Annotated in this window: 11 protein-coding genes; 7 read left to right on the forward strand and 4 right to left on the reverse strand. The window is 64.9% G+C overall.

The window, feature by feature from the left end:
* The first annotated feature begins 5 nt into the window (after positions 1-5).
* The 4 genes from B6V75_RS03090 to B6V75_RS03105 are packed head-to-tail and all read left to right on the forward strand — an operon-like array spanning position 6 to position 4703.
* Positions 6-1001 (forward strand): alpha-ketoacid dehydrogenase subunit beta, encoded by a 996-nt coding sequence (locus B6V75_RS03090; RefSeq protein ID WP_075776530.1) that lies wholly within the window; start codon positions 6-8, stop codon positions 999-1001.
* Entirely contained in the window at positions 991-2349 is a 1359-nt protein-coding gene (locus B6V75_RS03095) for a biotin/lipoyl-containing protein (RefSeq protein ID WP_088718687.1), read from the forward strand. The genes B6V75_RS03090 and B6V75_RS03095 overlap by 11 nt, the downstream gene beginning before the upstream one ends.
* 19 nt (positions 2350-2368) lie before the next feature.
* Positions 2369-3799, forward strand: coding sequence for an NAD-dependent succinate-semialdehyde dehydrogenase (locus tag B6V75_RS03100; protein WP_088718688.1), 1431 nt, complete (start codon positions 2369-2371; stop codon positions 3797-3799).
* Positions 3800-3809: 10 nt separating this feature from the next.
* Positions 3810-4703, forward strand: coding sequence for a 2-oxo acid dehydrogenase subunit E2 (locus tag B6V75_RS03105; RefSeq protein ID WP_240496894.1), 894 nt, complete (start codon positions 3810-3812; stop codon positions 4701-4703).
* 870 nt (positions 4704-5573) lie between these two features.
* On the opposite strand, the gene B6V75_RS03110 is transcribed toward B6V75_RS03105, so the two are convergent.
* Positions 5574-6989, reverse strand: coding sequence for a hypothetical protein (locus B6V75_RS03110; RefSeq protein ID WP_146735101.1), 1416 nt, complete (start codon positions 6987-6989; stop codon positions 5574-5576).
* 386 nt (positions 6990-7375) lie between these two features.
* Between B6V75_RS03110 and B6V75_RS03115 the strand changes: the two genes are divergently transcribed.
* Positions 7376-7582, forward strand: coding sequence for a DUF1127 domain-containing protein (locus B6V75_RS03115; RefSeq protein WP_075776535.1), 207 nt, complete (start codon positions 7376-7378; stop codon positions 7580-7582).
* Between the two features lie 568 nt (positions 7583-8150).
* On the opposite strand, the gene guaB is transcribed toward B6V75_RS03115, so the two are convergent.
* Positions 8151-9599 (reverse strand): IMP dehydrogenase, encoded by a 1449-nt coding sequence (guaB, locus tag B6V75_RS03120; RefSeq protein ID WP_075776536.1) that lies wholly within the window; start codon positions 9597-9599, stop codon positions 8151-8153.
* A 299-nt stretch (positions 9600-9898) separates the two neighbouring features.
* Positions 9899-10861, reverse strand: coding sequence for a tellurium resistance protein (locus B6V75_RS03125; RefSeq protein WP_088718691.1), 963 nt, complete (start codon positions 10859-10861; stop codon positions 9899-9901).
* Positions 10862-10968: 107 nt separating this feature from the next.
* Between B6V75_RS03125 and speB the strand changes: the two genes are divergently transcribed.
* On the forward strand, positions 10969-11958 hold the full coding sequence (speB, locus tag B6V75_RS03130; RefSeq protein ID WP_088718692.1) for an agmatinase: 990 nt from the start codon (positions 10969-10971) through the stop codon (positions 11956-11958).
* A gap of 39 nt (positions 11959-11997) precedes the next feature.
* On the opposite strand, the gene B6V75_RS03135 is transcribed toward speB, so the two are convergent.
* Positions 11998-12891, reverse strand: a complete 894-nt coding sequence (locus B6V75_RS03135; RefSeq protein ID WP_168174429.1) for a GNAT family N-acetyltransferase — start codon at positions 12889-12891, stop codon at positions 11998-12000.
* A 73-nt stretch (positions 12892-12964) separates the two neighbouring features.
* On the opposite strand from B6V75_RS03135, the gene B6V75_RS03140 reads away from it, so the two are divergent.
* Positions 12965-13171 carry a hypothetical protein gene (locus B6V75_RS03140; RefSeq protein WP_088718694.1) on the forward strand — a complete coding sequence of 69 codons (207 nt, stop codon included), beginning with the start codon at positions 12965-12967 and terminating at the stop codon, positions 13169-13171.
* Positions 13172-13185: the final 14 nt, after the last annotated feature.

Genomic DNA, 13185 nt, shown 5'->3' on the forward strand with positions numbered 1-13185 from the left:
AAATCATGCGCGAGATCACCCTGTCCAAGGCCGTCAACGAGGCCATCGCCGAGGAAATGCGCCGCGATCCCACGATCTTCCTGATCGGCGAGGACGTGGCCGAAGCCGGCACCCCCTTCAAGGTCCTCTCCGGGCTCGTCGAGGAATTCGGCACCGAGCGGATCATCGACACCCCCATCTCCGAGCCCGGTTTCATGGGCCTCGCTGTCGGCGCCGCGATGACCGGATCGCGACCCATCGTCGATCTGATGTTCGGCGACTTCCTGTTTCTGGTGATGGATCAGCTCTGCAACCAGGCGGCCAAGACCCATTACATGTCGGGCGGCAAGCTGAGCGTGCCCTTGGTGCTGCGCACCAATCTCGGCGCGACCCGGCGCTCGGCGGCGCAGCACAGCCAGTCGCTCCATGCGCTCGTGGCCCATATCCCGGGGCTGAAGGTCGCCCTGCCCTCTTCGGCCTACGAGGCCAAGGGGCTGATGAAGACCGCGATCCGCGACAACAGCCCGGTCGTCATTTTCGAAGACAAGCTGATGTATAACGACAAGGCTCCGGTGCCCGAGGAGGAGTATTACATTCCCTTCGGCGAGGCCAACGTGCTGCGCGAGGGCAGCGACATCACTCTGGTCGCCACCTCGTCGATGGTGCAGGTGGCACAGGCTGCCGCCGAGACGCTGGCCGCGGAGGGCATCTCCGCCGAGGTGATCGACCCGCGCACCATCGTGCCGCTGGATGAGAAGACAATCCTCGACAGCGTGCGCAAGACCAGCCGCGCCATCGTCATCGACGAGGGCCACCAGAGCTACGGCATCACCGGCGAGATCGCCGCGCGCATCTCGGAGAAGGCCTTCTACCATCTCGACGCGCCGGTGCTGCGGATGGGCGCGATGGACGTGCCGGTGCCGTTCTCGCCCGCGCTCGAGGATCTGACCGTGCCGACGGCAGAGGGCGTGGCGCAAGCGGCCCGCCGGCTGGTCCGGCAGGAGGTGAGCGATGCCGCATGAGGTCATCATGCCCGCGCTCGGCATGGCCCAGCAATCGGGCCAACTGGTCGCCTGGCTGAAAGCGCCGGGCGATGCCGTGAAGGCGGGCGAACCCCTGATGGAGGTCGAAACCGACAAGGCCACGATGGAGGTCGAGGCGCAGGCCGACGGCTACCTCGGCGGGCTGCGCGCGAAGGCGGGCGATGACGTGCCCGTGGGCTCCGTGGTCGCGGTGATCGCCGAGACGAAGGAAGCCGCGGAGGCCGAAGCTGGCGGAGAGGTTGCCCAAGACGCACCTGCCGACGAGCCAGCCTCCGGGTCCGATACCGAGACCGCGAACGACGACGCGCTCCCCGAGGGTGCGGAGGTCATCATGCCCGCGCTTGGCATGGCGCAGGAGACCGGTCAGATCACGACCTGGCTCAAGGAGCCGGGCGACGCGGTGGGTGCCGACGACATTCTCTTCGAGGTCGAGACCGACAAGAGCGCCGTCGAAGTACCTGCCGGTGTCTCGGGCTACCTTGCCGCGATCCTCGCGGACCCCGGCGAGGAAGTTCCGGTCGGCGCGCCGATTGCGATCATTTCGGCGGAGGCGCCCGCGAACCCGGTCCGCCGCAGCCACGCGCAAAAACCGGTCGCGCCCGAGCCTGCCAAGGCAGAAGCCCCGGCGAACAAAGCCACGCCGGAAAAAGAGACCACACCGAAGCCCGCAGCGGCTAGGCCGTCTGCGAAACCCGCGGCAGCCCCCGCGCCCGGCGGTCGCATCCTCGCCTCGCCGAAGGCGAAACGGCTGGCCCGCGAACAAGGGCTCGACCTCGCGCGGCTGGCCGAGGCAGGCATCGCGCAGCCCTACCATGTCTCGGATCTCGAGACGCTGCGCACCCTGCCCGCACCGCAAGCGGCGGCAGCGACGGCTCCGACCGCTCAAGCGCTGCATCTGAGCGCCGAGGTGTCGGCGAAAGGCTTCGCCGCGTTCTGCGACTGGATTGAAGCGGAGACGGGTCAGGCCCCCGATCCGGGCGCGCTGCTCGCCGGTCTCGCGACAGGTGCGACGTTCGCGGGCCCGGTCGCGGTTTCGCGTCACGGGCGCAGCCGCTGCTTTGCCGATCCGGGCCGTCACCCGCTAGGCCAAGCCCCCGAGGCGGAAGAGGATGCCACCCCCGCGCTCCTGATCCGCGATCTGCGCGGCAGCGCGTTGCAGCGGATCTCGCTCGGCGCAGAGGCGCAGCCAGTGCTGACGCTCACCGGCTCCGATCCGCTGACCCTCACGCTCGAGGCCGATCCCGGCCAGCTCGCGCCCGAGACGGCGCTCGACCTGATAACCGGATTTGCCGCGCGGCTGGCCGAGCCGCTGCGCCATCTCCTCTGATACAAGGAACCGGACCGACATGGACCAGACCGACCTCTATATCGACGGCGCGTGGCGCCAGGGCGCGAAAGGCGCCCGCTTCGATGTCATCAACCCCGCGACCGAGGAAGTGCTCGCCTCCGTCGCCTCCGCCGAGATCGAAGACGCGGATGCGGCGCTCGACGCCGCGCAGAAGGCCTTCGTGGACTGGGCGGCGCGCTCGCCCCGCGAACGCTCGGAAATCCTGCGCAAGGCGTTCGAGTTGATGACCGAACGGCTTGATCACTTCGCGCATCTCATCACGCTGGAGAACGGCAAGGCCGGGGCTGACGCGATGGGCGAAGCCCGCTACGCCGCCGAGTTCTTCCGCTGGTTCGCCGAGGAAGCCGTGCGCGCCGACGGGATGATTACCCGCGCCCCCGCCTCCGGCGCGCGGATCGTGGTGCAGCACAAACCGGCGGGCATCGCGGTGCTGGTGACGCCCTGGAACTACCCCGCCGCGATGGGCACCCGCAAGATCGCGCCCGCGCTGGCCGCAGGCTGCCCGGTGATCATCAAGCCCGCCTCCGAGACGCCGCTGACGATGCTCGCGCTGATGCCGCTGCTGGAAGAGGCCGGCGTGCCCAAGGGCCTCGTGAACGTGCTGCCGTCGGAGAATTCCGCGGAGATCGTCGATCACATGCTGCACGATCCGCGGGTGCGCGTCGTGAGCTTCACCGGCTCGACCGGGGTCGGCCGCAAGCTTCTGCGCTCCGCCGCCGATCAGGTGCTGAAACCGGCGATGGAGCTGGGCGGTAACGCGCCGCTGATCGTCTTCGAGGATGCCGATATCGACGTCGCTGTCGAAGGTGCGATGTTGGCCAAGATGCGCAATCTCGGCGAAGCCTGCACCGCAGCGAACCGGTTCTATGTCCACGAGGCGGTGGCCGAGGAATTCACCGCGAAGATGACAGCGGCGATGGGCGCGCTGAAGGTGGGCAACGGCGTCGAGAAGGACGTCGATGTCGGCCCGCTGGTCAACGCCAAGACCCGCGACAAGGTGGCGAGCTTCGTGACCGACGCGCTGGAGCGTGGCGCGGAACTGAAACTCGGCGGCAAGGTCCCGAACGGGCCGGGCTATTTCTACCCGCCGACCGTTCTGACGAAGGTGCCGCAGGATGCCGCATGCGTGCATGACGAAATCTTCGGCCCGGTCGCCGCGATCCAGACCTTCACCGACGAAGAAGACGTGATCGCGCGCGCCAACGACACCGAATACGGGCTCGTGGGCTATGTCTTCACGCAGGACATGGCGCGCGGGATGCGGGTCTGCGAACGGCTCGATTACGGGATGGTCGGGCTCAATCGCGGCCTCGTCAGCGATCCTGCAGCGCCCTTCGGCGGCTCCAAGCAATCGGGTCTCGGCCGCGAAGGCGGGCATGAAGGGATGCTCGAATTCATGGAAACGCAATACATCTCGGCCAGCTGGTGAGGAGGATGCCATGAGCTATGTCGCAAGCCCTTCGGTGCGCAGCTACGCCGCCGAACGCGGGGTGGATCTCGACCGCCTCGCGCAGGAGACCGGGCGCGAGACGCTCGCGCGCGAAGATGTGGATCGCAAGGCCGACGGGGCGGGCTCCGGTGTCGCACCCGGCCCCGCCCCGGATGCCGCGCGCTACTGGGATGTCGATCATGCGGCCTTCGGGCCGGTGACCGAAGACCCACTCTCACGGATCGCCCGGGTCGCCGCCGACAACCTCTCGGCCGCGAATTCGCTGATCCCGCAGGTCACGCATCACGACAGCGCCGACATGCGCGCGGTCGAAGCCTTCCGAAAAGGCCTTCGCGACGAGGCGCGGGACCGTGGCACCCGCCTGACGGCGCTCGCCTTCCATGTGCGGGTTCTGGCGCGCTGTCTGCGCGAATTCCCCCGGTTCAACGCCTCCCTCGACGCAAGCGGCGAGACGCTGGTGCTCAAGGATTACGTCCATGTGGGCATCGCGGTCGACACGCCGAACGGCCTGATGGTTCCGGTGATCCGCGACGCCGACCGCAAGGGGCTTTGGGAAATCGCGGCGGAAATCACCGACCTGTCGCGCAAGGCGCAGGGCCGGAAACTGCGCCCCGAGGAAATGGGCGGCGCCTCGATGACGATCTCCAATCTCGGCGGGATCGGCGGCAGCGCCTTCACCCCGATCGTGAACCCTCCGGAAGTCGCGATCCTCGGCATCACCCGCAGCCAGATCACACCGGTCTGGGAAGGCGAATGGGTGCCGGTGCCGCTTTGCCCGCTCGATCTGAGCTACGATCACCGGGTCATCAACGGCGCCGATGCCGCGCGCTTCCTGTCGCGCTATGCAACACTGATGGCGGATCCGCGCCGGATGCTGATCTGACGGCGGAACGGGGCGCGAAGCATCGCGCCTCGCCGTGGTCGACGTGGCGATCTGCCGCCCCCGCCGGAGACAGCCCGCCGATTACGATTGCCGGGTTAAAGCACAGGTGCCTGCAAAGAGACGCGCGGCCGTTCCTATGGAAGGCCGCGCGTCAAAAGTATGAGCCATCACGAGAGGGCCGGCCTGCTTCATGCGATGCCCCTGGCTCCGGCAGAGACGACTCCCTTATTCGATATCAAGGCCCGGCCGCCCGATAGGCGGCCGGGCATCATGTTCGAAGAGCACAAGCCAATCTTCGCGGACTCGCCATTTCTTCCCGAGACGCGTGGCTGGTAGCTTCAAGCGACGTCCGTTCACCGGGCATCCCTTTTGAATCCGATCTCGGATCGTGCGGGTATGGCGGCGAAACCAAACTGCGAGTTCGTCGGTCTCACAGTAGCGGGGCAGCGGGCCTTCCTGAGACTCAGAACCGATCGATTGATGTTTTTCACACGCCATGTGTTCTGCCTCCCAGGTTCTGGGGGGTTACGGCGAGCAATCCCCTGCACTGAGCCGTCGAGGCATGTTTCGAGTGACGATTTTCCATTTGTTGTCTCCGGCATTTGTGGAAACCGGAATGGAGATGATTAGCTTCCGACATACTGCCAGAAGGACGGCTTCCAGAAGTTCGCTGCGTTTGGTTCAAATGTCTGGTTAGAGCGCGTTGCGGCGGGCTCGGGGGATGCCGGGCGGGAAACGGAATTTCCTTGCGATATCCACGAACGGCCCCAACGGGCAGGCACTGGACTTTCACTATATCGGCCAAAAAAATTGGACTTCATGGTCAGATGGCATTCAATGCATGCGTCATCGGGTATTTGAGTAACGAAGCTATTCTTCTGGCAAACCTGCCCGACGCATTGCGTCGTAGAACTCCTGCCGGTTCTCTACGGCTGATGGTGGAAGCGAGTCGCTCAGTTTGCGAACGGTCAGTCCCGGATACGCTGCGAGCAGCTTTCGATAGGCTTCTTCGGCATCCGCCTGCCGTCCAAGCCGAATATTCAGAGACGCTATGAAACGGTAGGCCCATTCGACGCCAGGAGAGAGGGCCATTCCTCGCTTGAAGTGTTTGAGGCACTCCTCAAAGCGGTCTTCATGGAGATATGTGACACCGCGGCCAAACTCTATGTTGAACAGGAAAGGGTCGAGGGGACTAAGGGCTTCCGCACGATCAAAGCTCAAGCGCGCCTCTTCGGTTTCTCCAAGATAATGACGGTTCCAGCCGCGGCGCATCCAGCCCCAAGCACAATTTGGGTCGATCGCAAGCGCGCGATCTATAAAAGTTCTGCTGAAATCGTGATCCGTTGAAACGAGGTCAACTGCTGCGCCGACAGCCACCATCGAAGGCGCATGTTCACCGACGAATTGGGCAGCCTGCTGCGCCAACCGCAGCGCCTCTGCCTTATCCGCCAAAGGATTGTCTGACCATATGTAGGAGCACTGTTGCGCAAGCGCCCATGCCTTATGCGCCAGAGCAGGTCCATAGTCCGGAGCGATCGAAAGCGCTCTATCGAACAGGTCAATCGCTCGTGCGTTGCTTTTGCGTTGATGGGCCCACATGTGCGGCAGGCCGGTCAAAAACAATTCGTAAGCATTCCGGCTTTCTGGCGGAGTGGTTCTTGCGCGTGCGATCTCGGCATTGCGCAGACTGGGTAAAATCTGCCCCGCGACTTGGCCTGCGACCCTATCCTGCAAGGCGAATAGGTCGTCGAGCCGATCGTCGAAGCGTTCAGTCCAGATTGTGCGACCGTCGCGCCCCTCTACGAGTTGAACTGAGATCCGCACTCTGTCGTCGGCGCGCCTGACGGTCCCCTCAACAACGTAATCAACCCCGAGTCTTTCGGCGACTTGAGGCACATCCAGATGCTCGCCGATAATCGCGATTGCAGATTGGCGGGCGATGACGTGGAACTCATGCACCCGGCCGAGCGCACCAGTAATTTCCTCGACCACCCCGTCGGCAAACATGTCTGTTGCAGCCACTCCGATCTCTTCGAAGGGGAGCACTGCAAGGCTGGGAAGCCGCCTTGCTCTATGAGGGGCGGCTGTAGCTACAGGAGTGGCTGAGCCAGGGCGCTCGGCTTGCCGCATTTCCCGGAGCCAATCTTCGAAACCTTCCGTGGCAAGATCGAACCCTTCGAGAAATACGCCCGAGCCGGACTTGTCGGCGACCACTGCGGTCGGGTCCAGCCAGACGAGTTGTCGGTTCGCGTCAAGAATCCCTTCGGGCAAAACGCGACGCAACACCGACAACTCCTGTCGGAGCGATGCCCGGGCTTGCCGCTCGGATCGGTCCGACCAGAGAAGGTCTGCCAATCGCGCACGCTCGGCCCGCATTTCCGGTTGTTGTGACAGGAAGGCAAGCAGCGCTTGCCCCCTTCGCGACAGGCCCACGAGTTCGAGGCCTGACCCATAATGGGCAGAGAACACTCCGTGAAGGATAAGTGTCAAATGCAGCTGTCCCGTCGACGTAGCCATAATATCTCGCGGTTCTCGAAGCTTCTTACGGTCGTCGCATTCGATTTTACGCGATTTTTACGCTGGAGGGAGAGTTTTGGTGGGCGGCTTTTGCGGGTGTTTTGCGGAAGACTGGCAATCTGGCTTCAGTTTGCCACTTCAGCAGGAGCCCAGAGATGCAAACCCTAAGCGACATTGCCCTCAAAATTCGCCGCCCCAAGGGCTGGATGCACGCCCTCCACTGGATTGTGGAGCAGAATGCCAACTACCGCGCATCGCACAAGTTGCGCTCCATGACCGACGAACGGCTCGAGGACATGGGGATATCACGTGAGGACGCGGATACCGCCTTCTACAAACGCTTCGCGCTCCGCGACGATTGATCCTGTGCCGGGAGGGCGGTGGCATTTCCTTCACGGGTGTCATGCGCGAGCAGTCGCCCTCCAGCACACCTTTATTGCGTTGCAGCCGCGCAATGCATGACTGCTGTCATTAGATGAGAGGTTAATTCAAGCGAGCGGACGCCCGCTGCGCTTGGAGCAAGTGTCTGGTTTGGGATGGGCCGACAAGAGCTAGTCATCCGGGGCTGCTGGGCGTAGCTGATCGCTGCATGTGCACTAAAACATCGGGCGATCGGCCAATTTTCCGAGACTTTGTCTCTGACATGATGACCGTTCCGTATCGCTACCAGTTTATCTGACGCGCTCGACACCTGCGCGCATCAGCGGTGCATTGAAGCATCAACATAACCCCGTTCGACAGCGACGCGTCAGCGATATACCGAGCCTCGAAAAGATAGCATCGGAGCGAACGGATGCAGCTGCAACGAAACTGAATCAGTTCGCATAAGCAAACGCTGTCCAGTTCTGGGTAGTTCATATCCTGTTCACCTTCAGGCCGCGCGCATCGCGCGCGGCCCGCAGGATCAATTAAAGACGTATAATCAGATACTTACCCGATCCGGTAGTTCGGGCTCTCGCGGGTGATCGCCACGTCGTGGACGTGGCTTTCCTTGAGACCCGCGCCGGTGATGCGGACGAAATTGCAGTTCGTGCGCATCTCGGCCACCGTCGCGGAGCCGGTATAGCCCATCGCTGCGCGCAGACCGCCCACGAGCTGGTGGACGACGGCGCCTGCCGGGCCTTTGTAGGGCACCTGCCCCTCGATGCCTTCCGGCACGAGCTTGTCGTTCGCCGCATCCTTCTGGAAGTAGCGATCCGCCGAGCCGCGTGCCATCGCACCCAAGCTGCCCATGCCGCGATAGGATTTGAACGAGCGGCCCTGATAGAGGATCACTTCGCCGGGGCTCTCGTCGGTGCCCGCGATCATCGAGCCGACCATGGCGCAGCTTGCGCCCGCCGCGATGGCTTTCGCGAAATCGCCCGAGAACTTGATGCCGCCATCGGCGATGATCGGCACGTCTCCGGCCGCACTCACGCAATCCATGATTGCTGTCAACTGCGGCACGCCCACGCCCGCGACCATCCGCGTCGTGCAGATCGAACCCGGACCGATGCCGCATTTCACTGCATCCGCGCCCACGTCGATCAGCGCCTTGGTGGCATCTGCCGTCGCCACGTTGCCCGCGATCACCTGAATATCGTTCGACACCTGCTTGATGCGCTTCACCGCGTCGATCACGCCCTGACTATGGCCGTGGGCGGTGTCGACGACGATCAGGTCACAGCCCGCATCGATCAGCGCCTCGGACCGCTCGAAGCCCGCATCGCCGACCGAGGTCGCGGCGGCCACGCGCAGGCGGCCCAGCTCGTCCTTGCAGGCGGTGGGGTTGAGGACAGCCTGCTCGGTGTCGCGCAGCGTCAGCAGGCCGGTCAGCTTGCCCTCGTCATCGGTCACCAGCAGCTTCTCGATCCGGCGCTCGCGCATCATCGCGATCGCTTCGGACCGATCCGCCGGCTCCTGCAGGATCGCGAGGTTGTCGGTGGTCATCATCACCGAGACCGGAGTTTCGTCCTTCTGGGCGAAGCGCATGTCGCGGTTGGTCACGATGCCGACGACGCGGCGGTTTTCATCGACGACCGGGAAGCCGGAGAAACCGTAGCGCTCGGTCAGTGCTTTCGCATCGGCCAGCGTCTGATCCGGGCGCAGCGTGATCGGGTTGTAGACGATGCCGCTCTCGAAACGCTTGACGCGGCGGACCTCGTCGGCTTGCTGCGCGACGGTGAGGTTCTTGTGGATCACGCCCACGCCGCCCGCCTGCGCCATCGCGATCGCCATGCGCGCCTCGGTGACGGTGTCCATCGCGGAGGACAGAAGCGGGATGTTGAGACGGATTTTCTTCGTCACCTGGGTCGAAACATCTGCGGTTGCCGGAAGCACCGAAGAGGCTGCGGGAAGAAGAAGAACGTCGTCGAAGGTGAGCGCCTCGCGAATCTGCATGGGGGGTCTCCAGTGTCCAGATGCGTTTGGCAGTTTGCTGTTTCACGCAATGGACGCGAAGGCAACCCCTCGCGGACGCGGTACGCAGCGGGTGTGCGGAAAGGTCGGCCTGCGTGCGCCGCGCCAAAGGTCTCTGGGCGCGGGGGCGACCAGCCCCCGGGCCGCGCCCGAGCCTCCCCCGGTTGGGCGCATTGGTCATGTCGTCGCGGGCACACTCGACATCCGGGCCTTCACGACAAAGCAGCCGGCCACGTGCGGAGCAAAGCGCCCATCCGAGGCTCGGGGGCCGCCCTTTCGTCTCACGCAATCGCGGCGTTGGTCTTCATCGCAAGCTGCCCCTTCGCCCAAAGTTGCAACACCTTCAGCGCGATCGGTACTACGACCAGCGTCGCCGCCGTCAGCATCAGCGCGCCGGGCAGCGCCCAGACGCCGCCAAGCGCGAGCCAGCACCCCGCCGTGGCTGCGACCGGGAAGGTGAACGCTCCCCAGAGCGGCGAGAAGCCCCCAGCGAGCAGCCAGCGCACCGACACGACCAGTGCCAGCAAATAGCCCGCAGACAGGATCGCCATCGCCTGCGCGATGCCCATCGCGCCGAACCCGCTCGCGACAGTCCCGAGCAGCGCCGCAGGCGCGAGGTGAATGGCGAGTAGCGGGCGCAGCGGCGCGGGAACGCGCTCATGTGCGAATTGTCGCAGCGAGATCATCCAGATCACGACGGCCGACAGCATCGCGACCCAGAACATCACCAGAGCCACGCTATCGAGCCCGAGGATCACGGCCGCCACCGCGCCGACGATCCAGCCCGAGAAGGTCAGCTGCCACGTGGGATTGACGCGGCGCTGCTCGGCCGGGCCGGTCGCGAGCGTGTAGATCACCGCCGCGATCAGCCCCAGATGCACGACGACGCCCAGCCAGAAGACGATCGTTGCCAGCCCGCCATAGGGCGCAAGCGACGCCGCGATCAGATAGATCGTCAGCGTTCCAGCCGCGAGCCCCGCACGCCCGGGCAGCACGCGCAGATCCTCGAACACCACGCCCGGACGCCGCACGATCTTCGCGCCATAGGCAACCAGCGTGAACAGCGCGAGCAAGGTCACCGCGCCCAGAAACAGCTCCGCCAGATCGGGCGGCAGCGCGAATTGCCCCACACCACGCCGCCACGCGATCCCGAGGCCCATCAGCCCCAGCACGGGCGGGAACATCGCGGGCGGGGTGCGGCGAAACAGGCCCTTGGGCGTCATCTTGGGCGGGGCGAAGGACATGCGCTCTCCTCGGGCAATCGGCAAATCATTTCGGTCGCGCAGAAGCTTGCAATATTTCGCGCGTGGCGAAAAGCTGTCGGGGGTGCGACAGGGTGTCTGGAGGCAAGATGGCGGGACATGGGTATGAGGCGGGGCGGCTGAACCTGCCTTTCGTGGGGATTTCGACTTTCGGCAAGCGCGCATACGTGGCCGATTGGGATGCGATCGAGGCGGATGTGGCGGTGATGGGCGCGCCCTTCGATTTCGGCACGCAGTTCCGCCCCGGCGCGCGGTTCGGGCCGCGGGCGGTGCGCGAGGCCTCGACGCTGTTCTCCTTCGGACACGCGGGCGCCTACGACCACGAGGATGACGCGACCTATCTCGGCCCCGAGGTCACCATCGTCGATATCGGCGATGCCGACATCGTCCATACCGACACGGTGAAGAGCCATGCCAATATCGAGGCCGGCGTGCGTGCGATGCTGAAGGCGGGCGCGCTGCCGGTGGTGATCGGCGGCGATCACTCGATCAATATCCCCTGCATCCGCGCCTTCGAGTCCGATTGCGCCGAGAAGGGACCGATCCATATCCTGCAAATCGACGCCCATCTCGATTTCGTGGACGAGCGTCACGGCGTCACCGAAGGCCACGGCAATCCGATGCGCCGCGCCGCCGAGAAGGACTATGTCTCGGGCATCACCGCGCTTGGCATTCGCAACGTCTCTTCCACCGCGAAAGACGGGTATGACGCCGCCCGCGCAATGAGCGACGACTTCCTGAGCGTACGGCAGGTGCGCAAGCTGGGGTCCCAGGGCGTGCTGGCCCGCATCCCGGAAGGCGCACGGATCTATGTCACGATCGATATCGACGGGTTCGACCCCTCGATCGCGCCCGGCACCGGGACGCCGAGCCATGGCGGGTTTCTCTATTACGAGGTGCTGGAGATCCTGCAGGGCGTGGCAAAGCGGCACGAAGTTGTCGGCATCGATCTGGTCGAGGTCGCCCCCGATTACGACCCCAGCGGCTCGACCCCGATCCTCGCAGCGCAGGTGCTGCTGAATTTCCTCGGCTTCATCTTCCACGCGCGACAGTCCAGCGGCGCGTCTGCGGCGGGCTGAGGAGCCTACGGCGGGGATATTTGGATCAAGAGGAAGGGGTTAGCGCGGCAACACCCACATAGTCGCCCCGAGACTGTGCGGCTTGGCGCCGGTGCCCAGTTTGAAGTGCATCCGCCCTGCCCCGTCCTCGCTATCCACCGCACCGAGATCGAGCTGTCGGATCCCGCGCGCCTTCAGCCGCAGCGCGGCCTGCCAGAGCATCAGGTTATGCGCGCCGGACACGCGCCCTTCCGGCCCGGTCCATCCGATGTGATAGCTGGCACCTTCGCCGTGAAGCAGGAAGATGCCGCCCGCGATCCGCTCGCCTTTCGATGTCGCGACGCGCAAGGCGAGAAGGTCGGCGGCGCTGCGATCCGCCCACGCGAGGGTGAAGCTCGACGGCAAGGCGCGGTAACCGCGGGCGCGTTGCTGGGCCGCGTCGGAGGCGAGAAGCCACTCGATCTCGGGCTCGGGCTCCACGCACAGCCCGGCACGCTCTGCTGCCGCCAACCTGTTGCGCCATTTTCCCGCCAAGCCTGCGCGCAGCGTGTGGCCATCGGCGAGCAAGGACCAATGCGCATGGTGGCGCGGGGTGATCAGCGAGATCAGCCCGAACCCGGCCAGCGGGTTATCCGGCGTCGTCAGCACCAGCCCGGCACGGCGCGCGATCCGACGCAGCACTGCGCGCCGGATCCAGATACCGAGCTCCGGCGCAAAGACCGGCCCGCGCGACAGAAGCCACAAACCGCCACGCCCGATCATCTGCGCCAGCGCGACCCGCCTGCCCTGACATGTCGCCTCCAGCCGCAGGCATCGCCGCCCGCGCGCGGCCGCGATCGTTCCATAGAGCGCCGCCTGCTGAACAGCCGGAGGGTGTTCCGGCGCAAGCGCGCGCAACGCACGGTTCCAGCTGTCGTCGGAGCCGGGAAACTGCATGACACGAAGAGGTTTCATCGCTGTCATTAAGGCCGGCTTCACCTAAGTCTGGGTTAATGGAGACGCGAAACGTTTCAACCTTGAGGCGAACATGCCCCGCATTCTCCCCAACGCGCTCCGCAACCTGCGCCAATCACCCAGACCCGCGCGCAAACCGTTGCGCCCCCGCCAGACCGAGGAACCGCGAAACCTGCCAGCGTCGCGCGCGACGCTCTGGAGCGCGCTTTTCATCGCAATCTTCGGCGCGGCCCTCTGGCTCGGCCTTCTCGCGATTCTCAGCTTTTCCAGTGACTTCTGAACGCTTCAGTTCAG

It is taken from the genome of Thioclava sp. F1Mire-8 (assembly GCF_002213165.1).
Classification (GTDB): Bacteria; Pseudomonadota; Alphaproteobacteria; order Rhodobacterales; family Rhodobacteraceae; genus Thioclava; species Thioclava nitratireducens.

Excerpts from the sequence above, each read along its gene's own strand:
- B6V75_RS03140 (WP_088718694.1), top strand. The coding sequence starts at position 12,965 with ATGCCCCGCATTCTCCCCAACGCGCTCCGCAACCTGCGCCAATCACCC.
- B6V75_RS03115 (WP_075776535.1), top strand. The coding sequence starts at position 7,376 with ATGCAAACCCTAAGCGACATTGCCCTCAAAATTCGCCGCCCCAAGGGC.
- B6V75_RS03095 (WP_088718687.1), top strand. The coding sequence starts at position 991 with ATGCCGCATGAGGTCATCATGCCCGCGCTCGGCATGGCCCAGCAATCG.
- B6V75_RS03125 (WP_088718691.1), bottom strand. The coding sequence starts at position 10,861 with ATGTCCTTCGCCCCGCCCAAGATGACGCCCAAGGGCCTGTTTCGCCGC.
- B6V75_RS03090 (WP_075776530.1), top strand. The coding sequence starts at position 6 with ATGCGCGAGATCACCCTGTCCAAGGCCGTCAACGAGGCCATCGCCGAG.
- B6V75_RS03135 (WP_168174429.1), bottom strand. The coding sequence starts at position 12,891 with ATGAAACCTCTTCGTGTCATGCAGTTTCCCGGCTCCGACGACAGCTGG.
- B6V75_RS03105 (WP_240496894.1), top strand. The coding sequence starts at position 3,810 with ATGAGCTATGTCGCAAGCCCTTCGGTGCGCAGCTACGCCGCCGAACGC.
- guaB (WP_075776536.1), bottom strand. The coding sequence starts at position 9,599 with ATGCAGATTCGCGAGGCGCTCACCTTCGACGACGTTCTTCTTCTTCCC.
- speB (WP_088718692.1), top strand. The coding sequence starts at position 10,969 with ATGGCGGGACATGGGTATGAGGCGGGGCGGCTGAACCTGCCTTTCGTG.
- B6V75_RS03100 (WP_088718688.1), top strand. The coding sequence starts at position 2,369 with ATGGACCAGACCGACCTCTATATCGACGGCGCGTGGCGCCAGGGCGCG.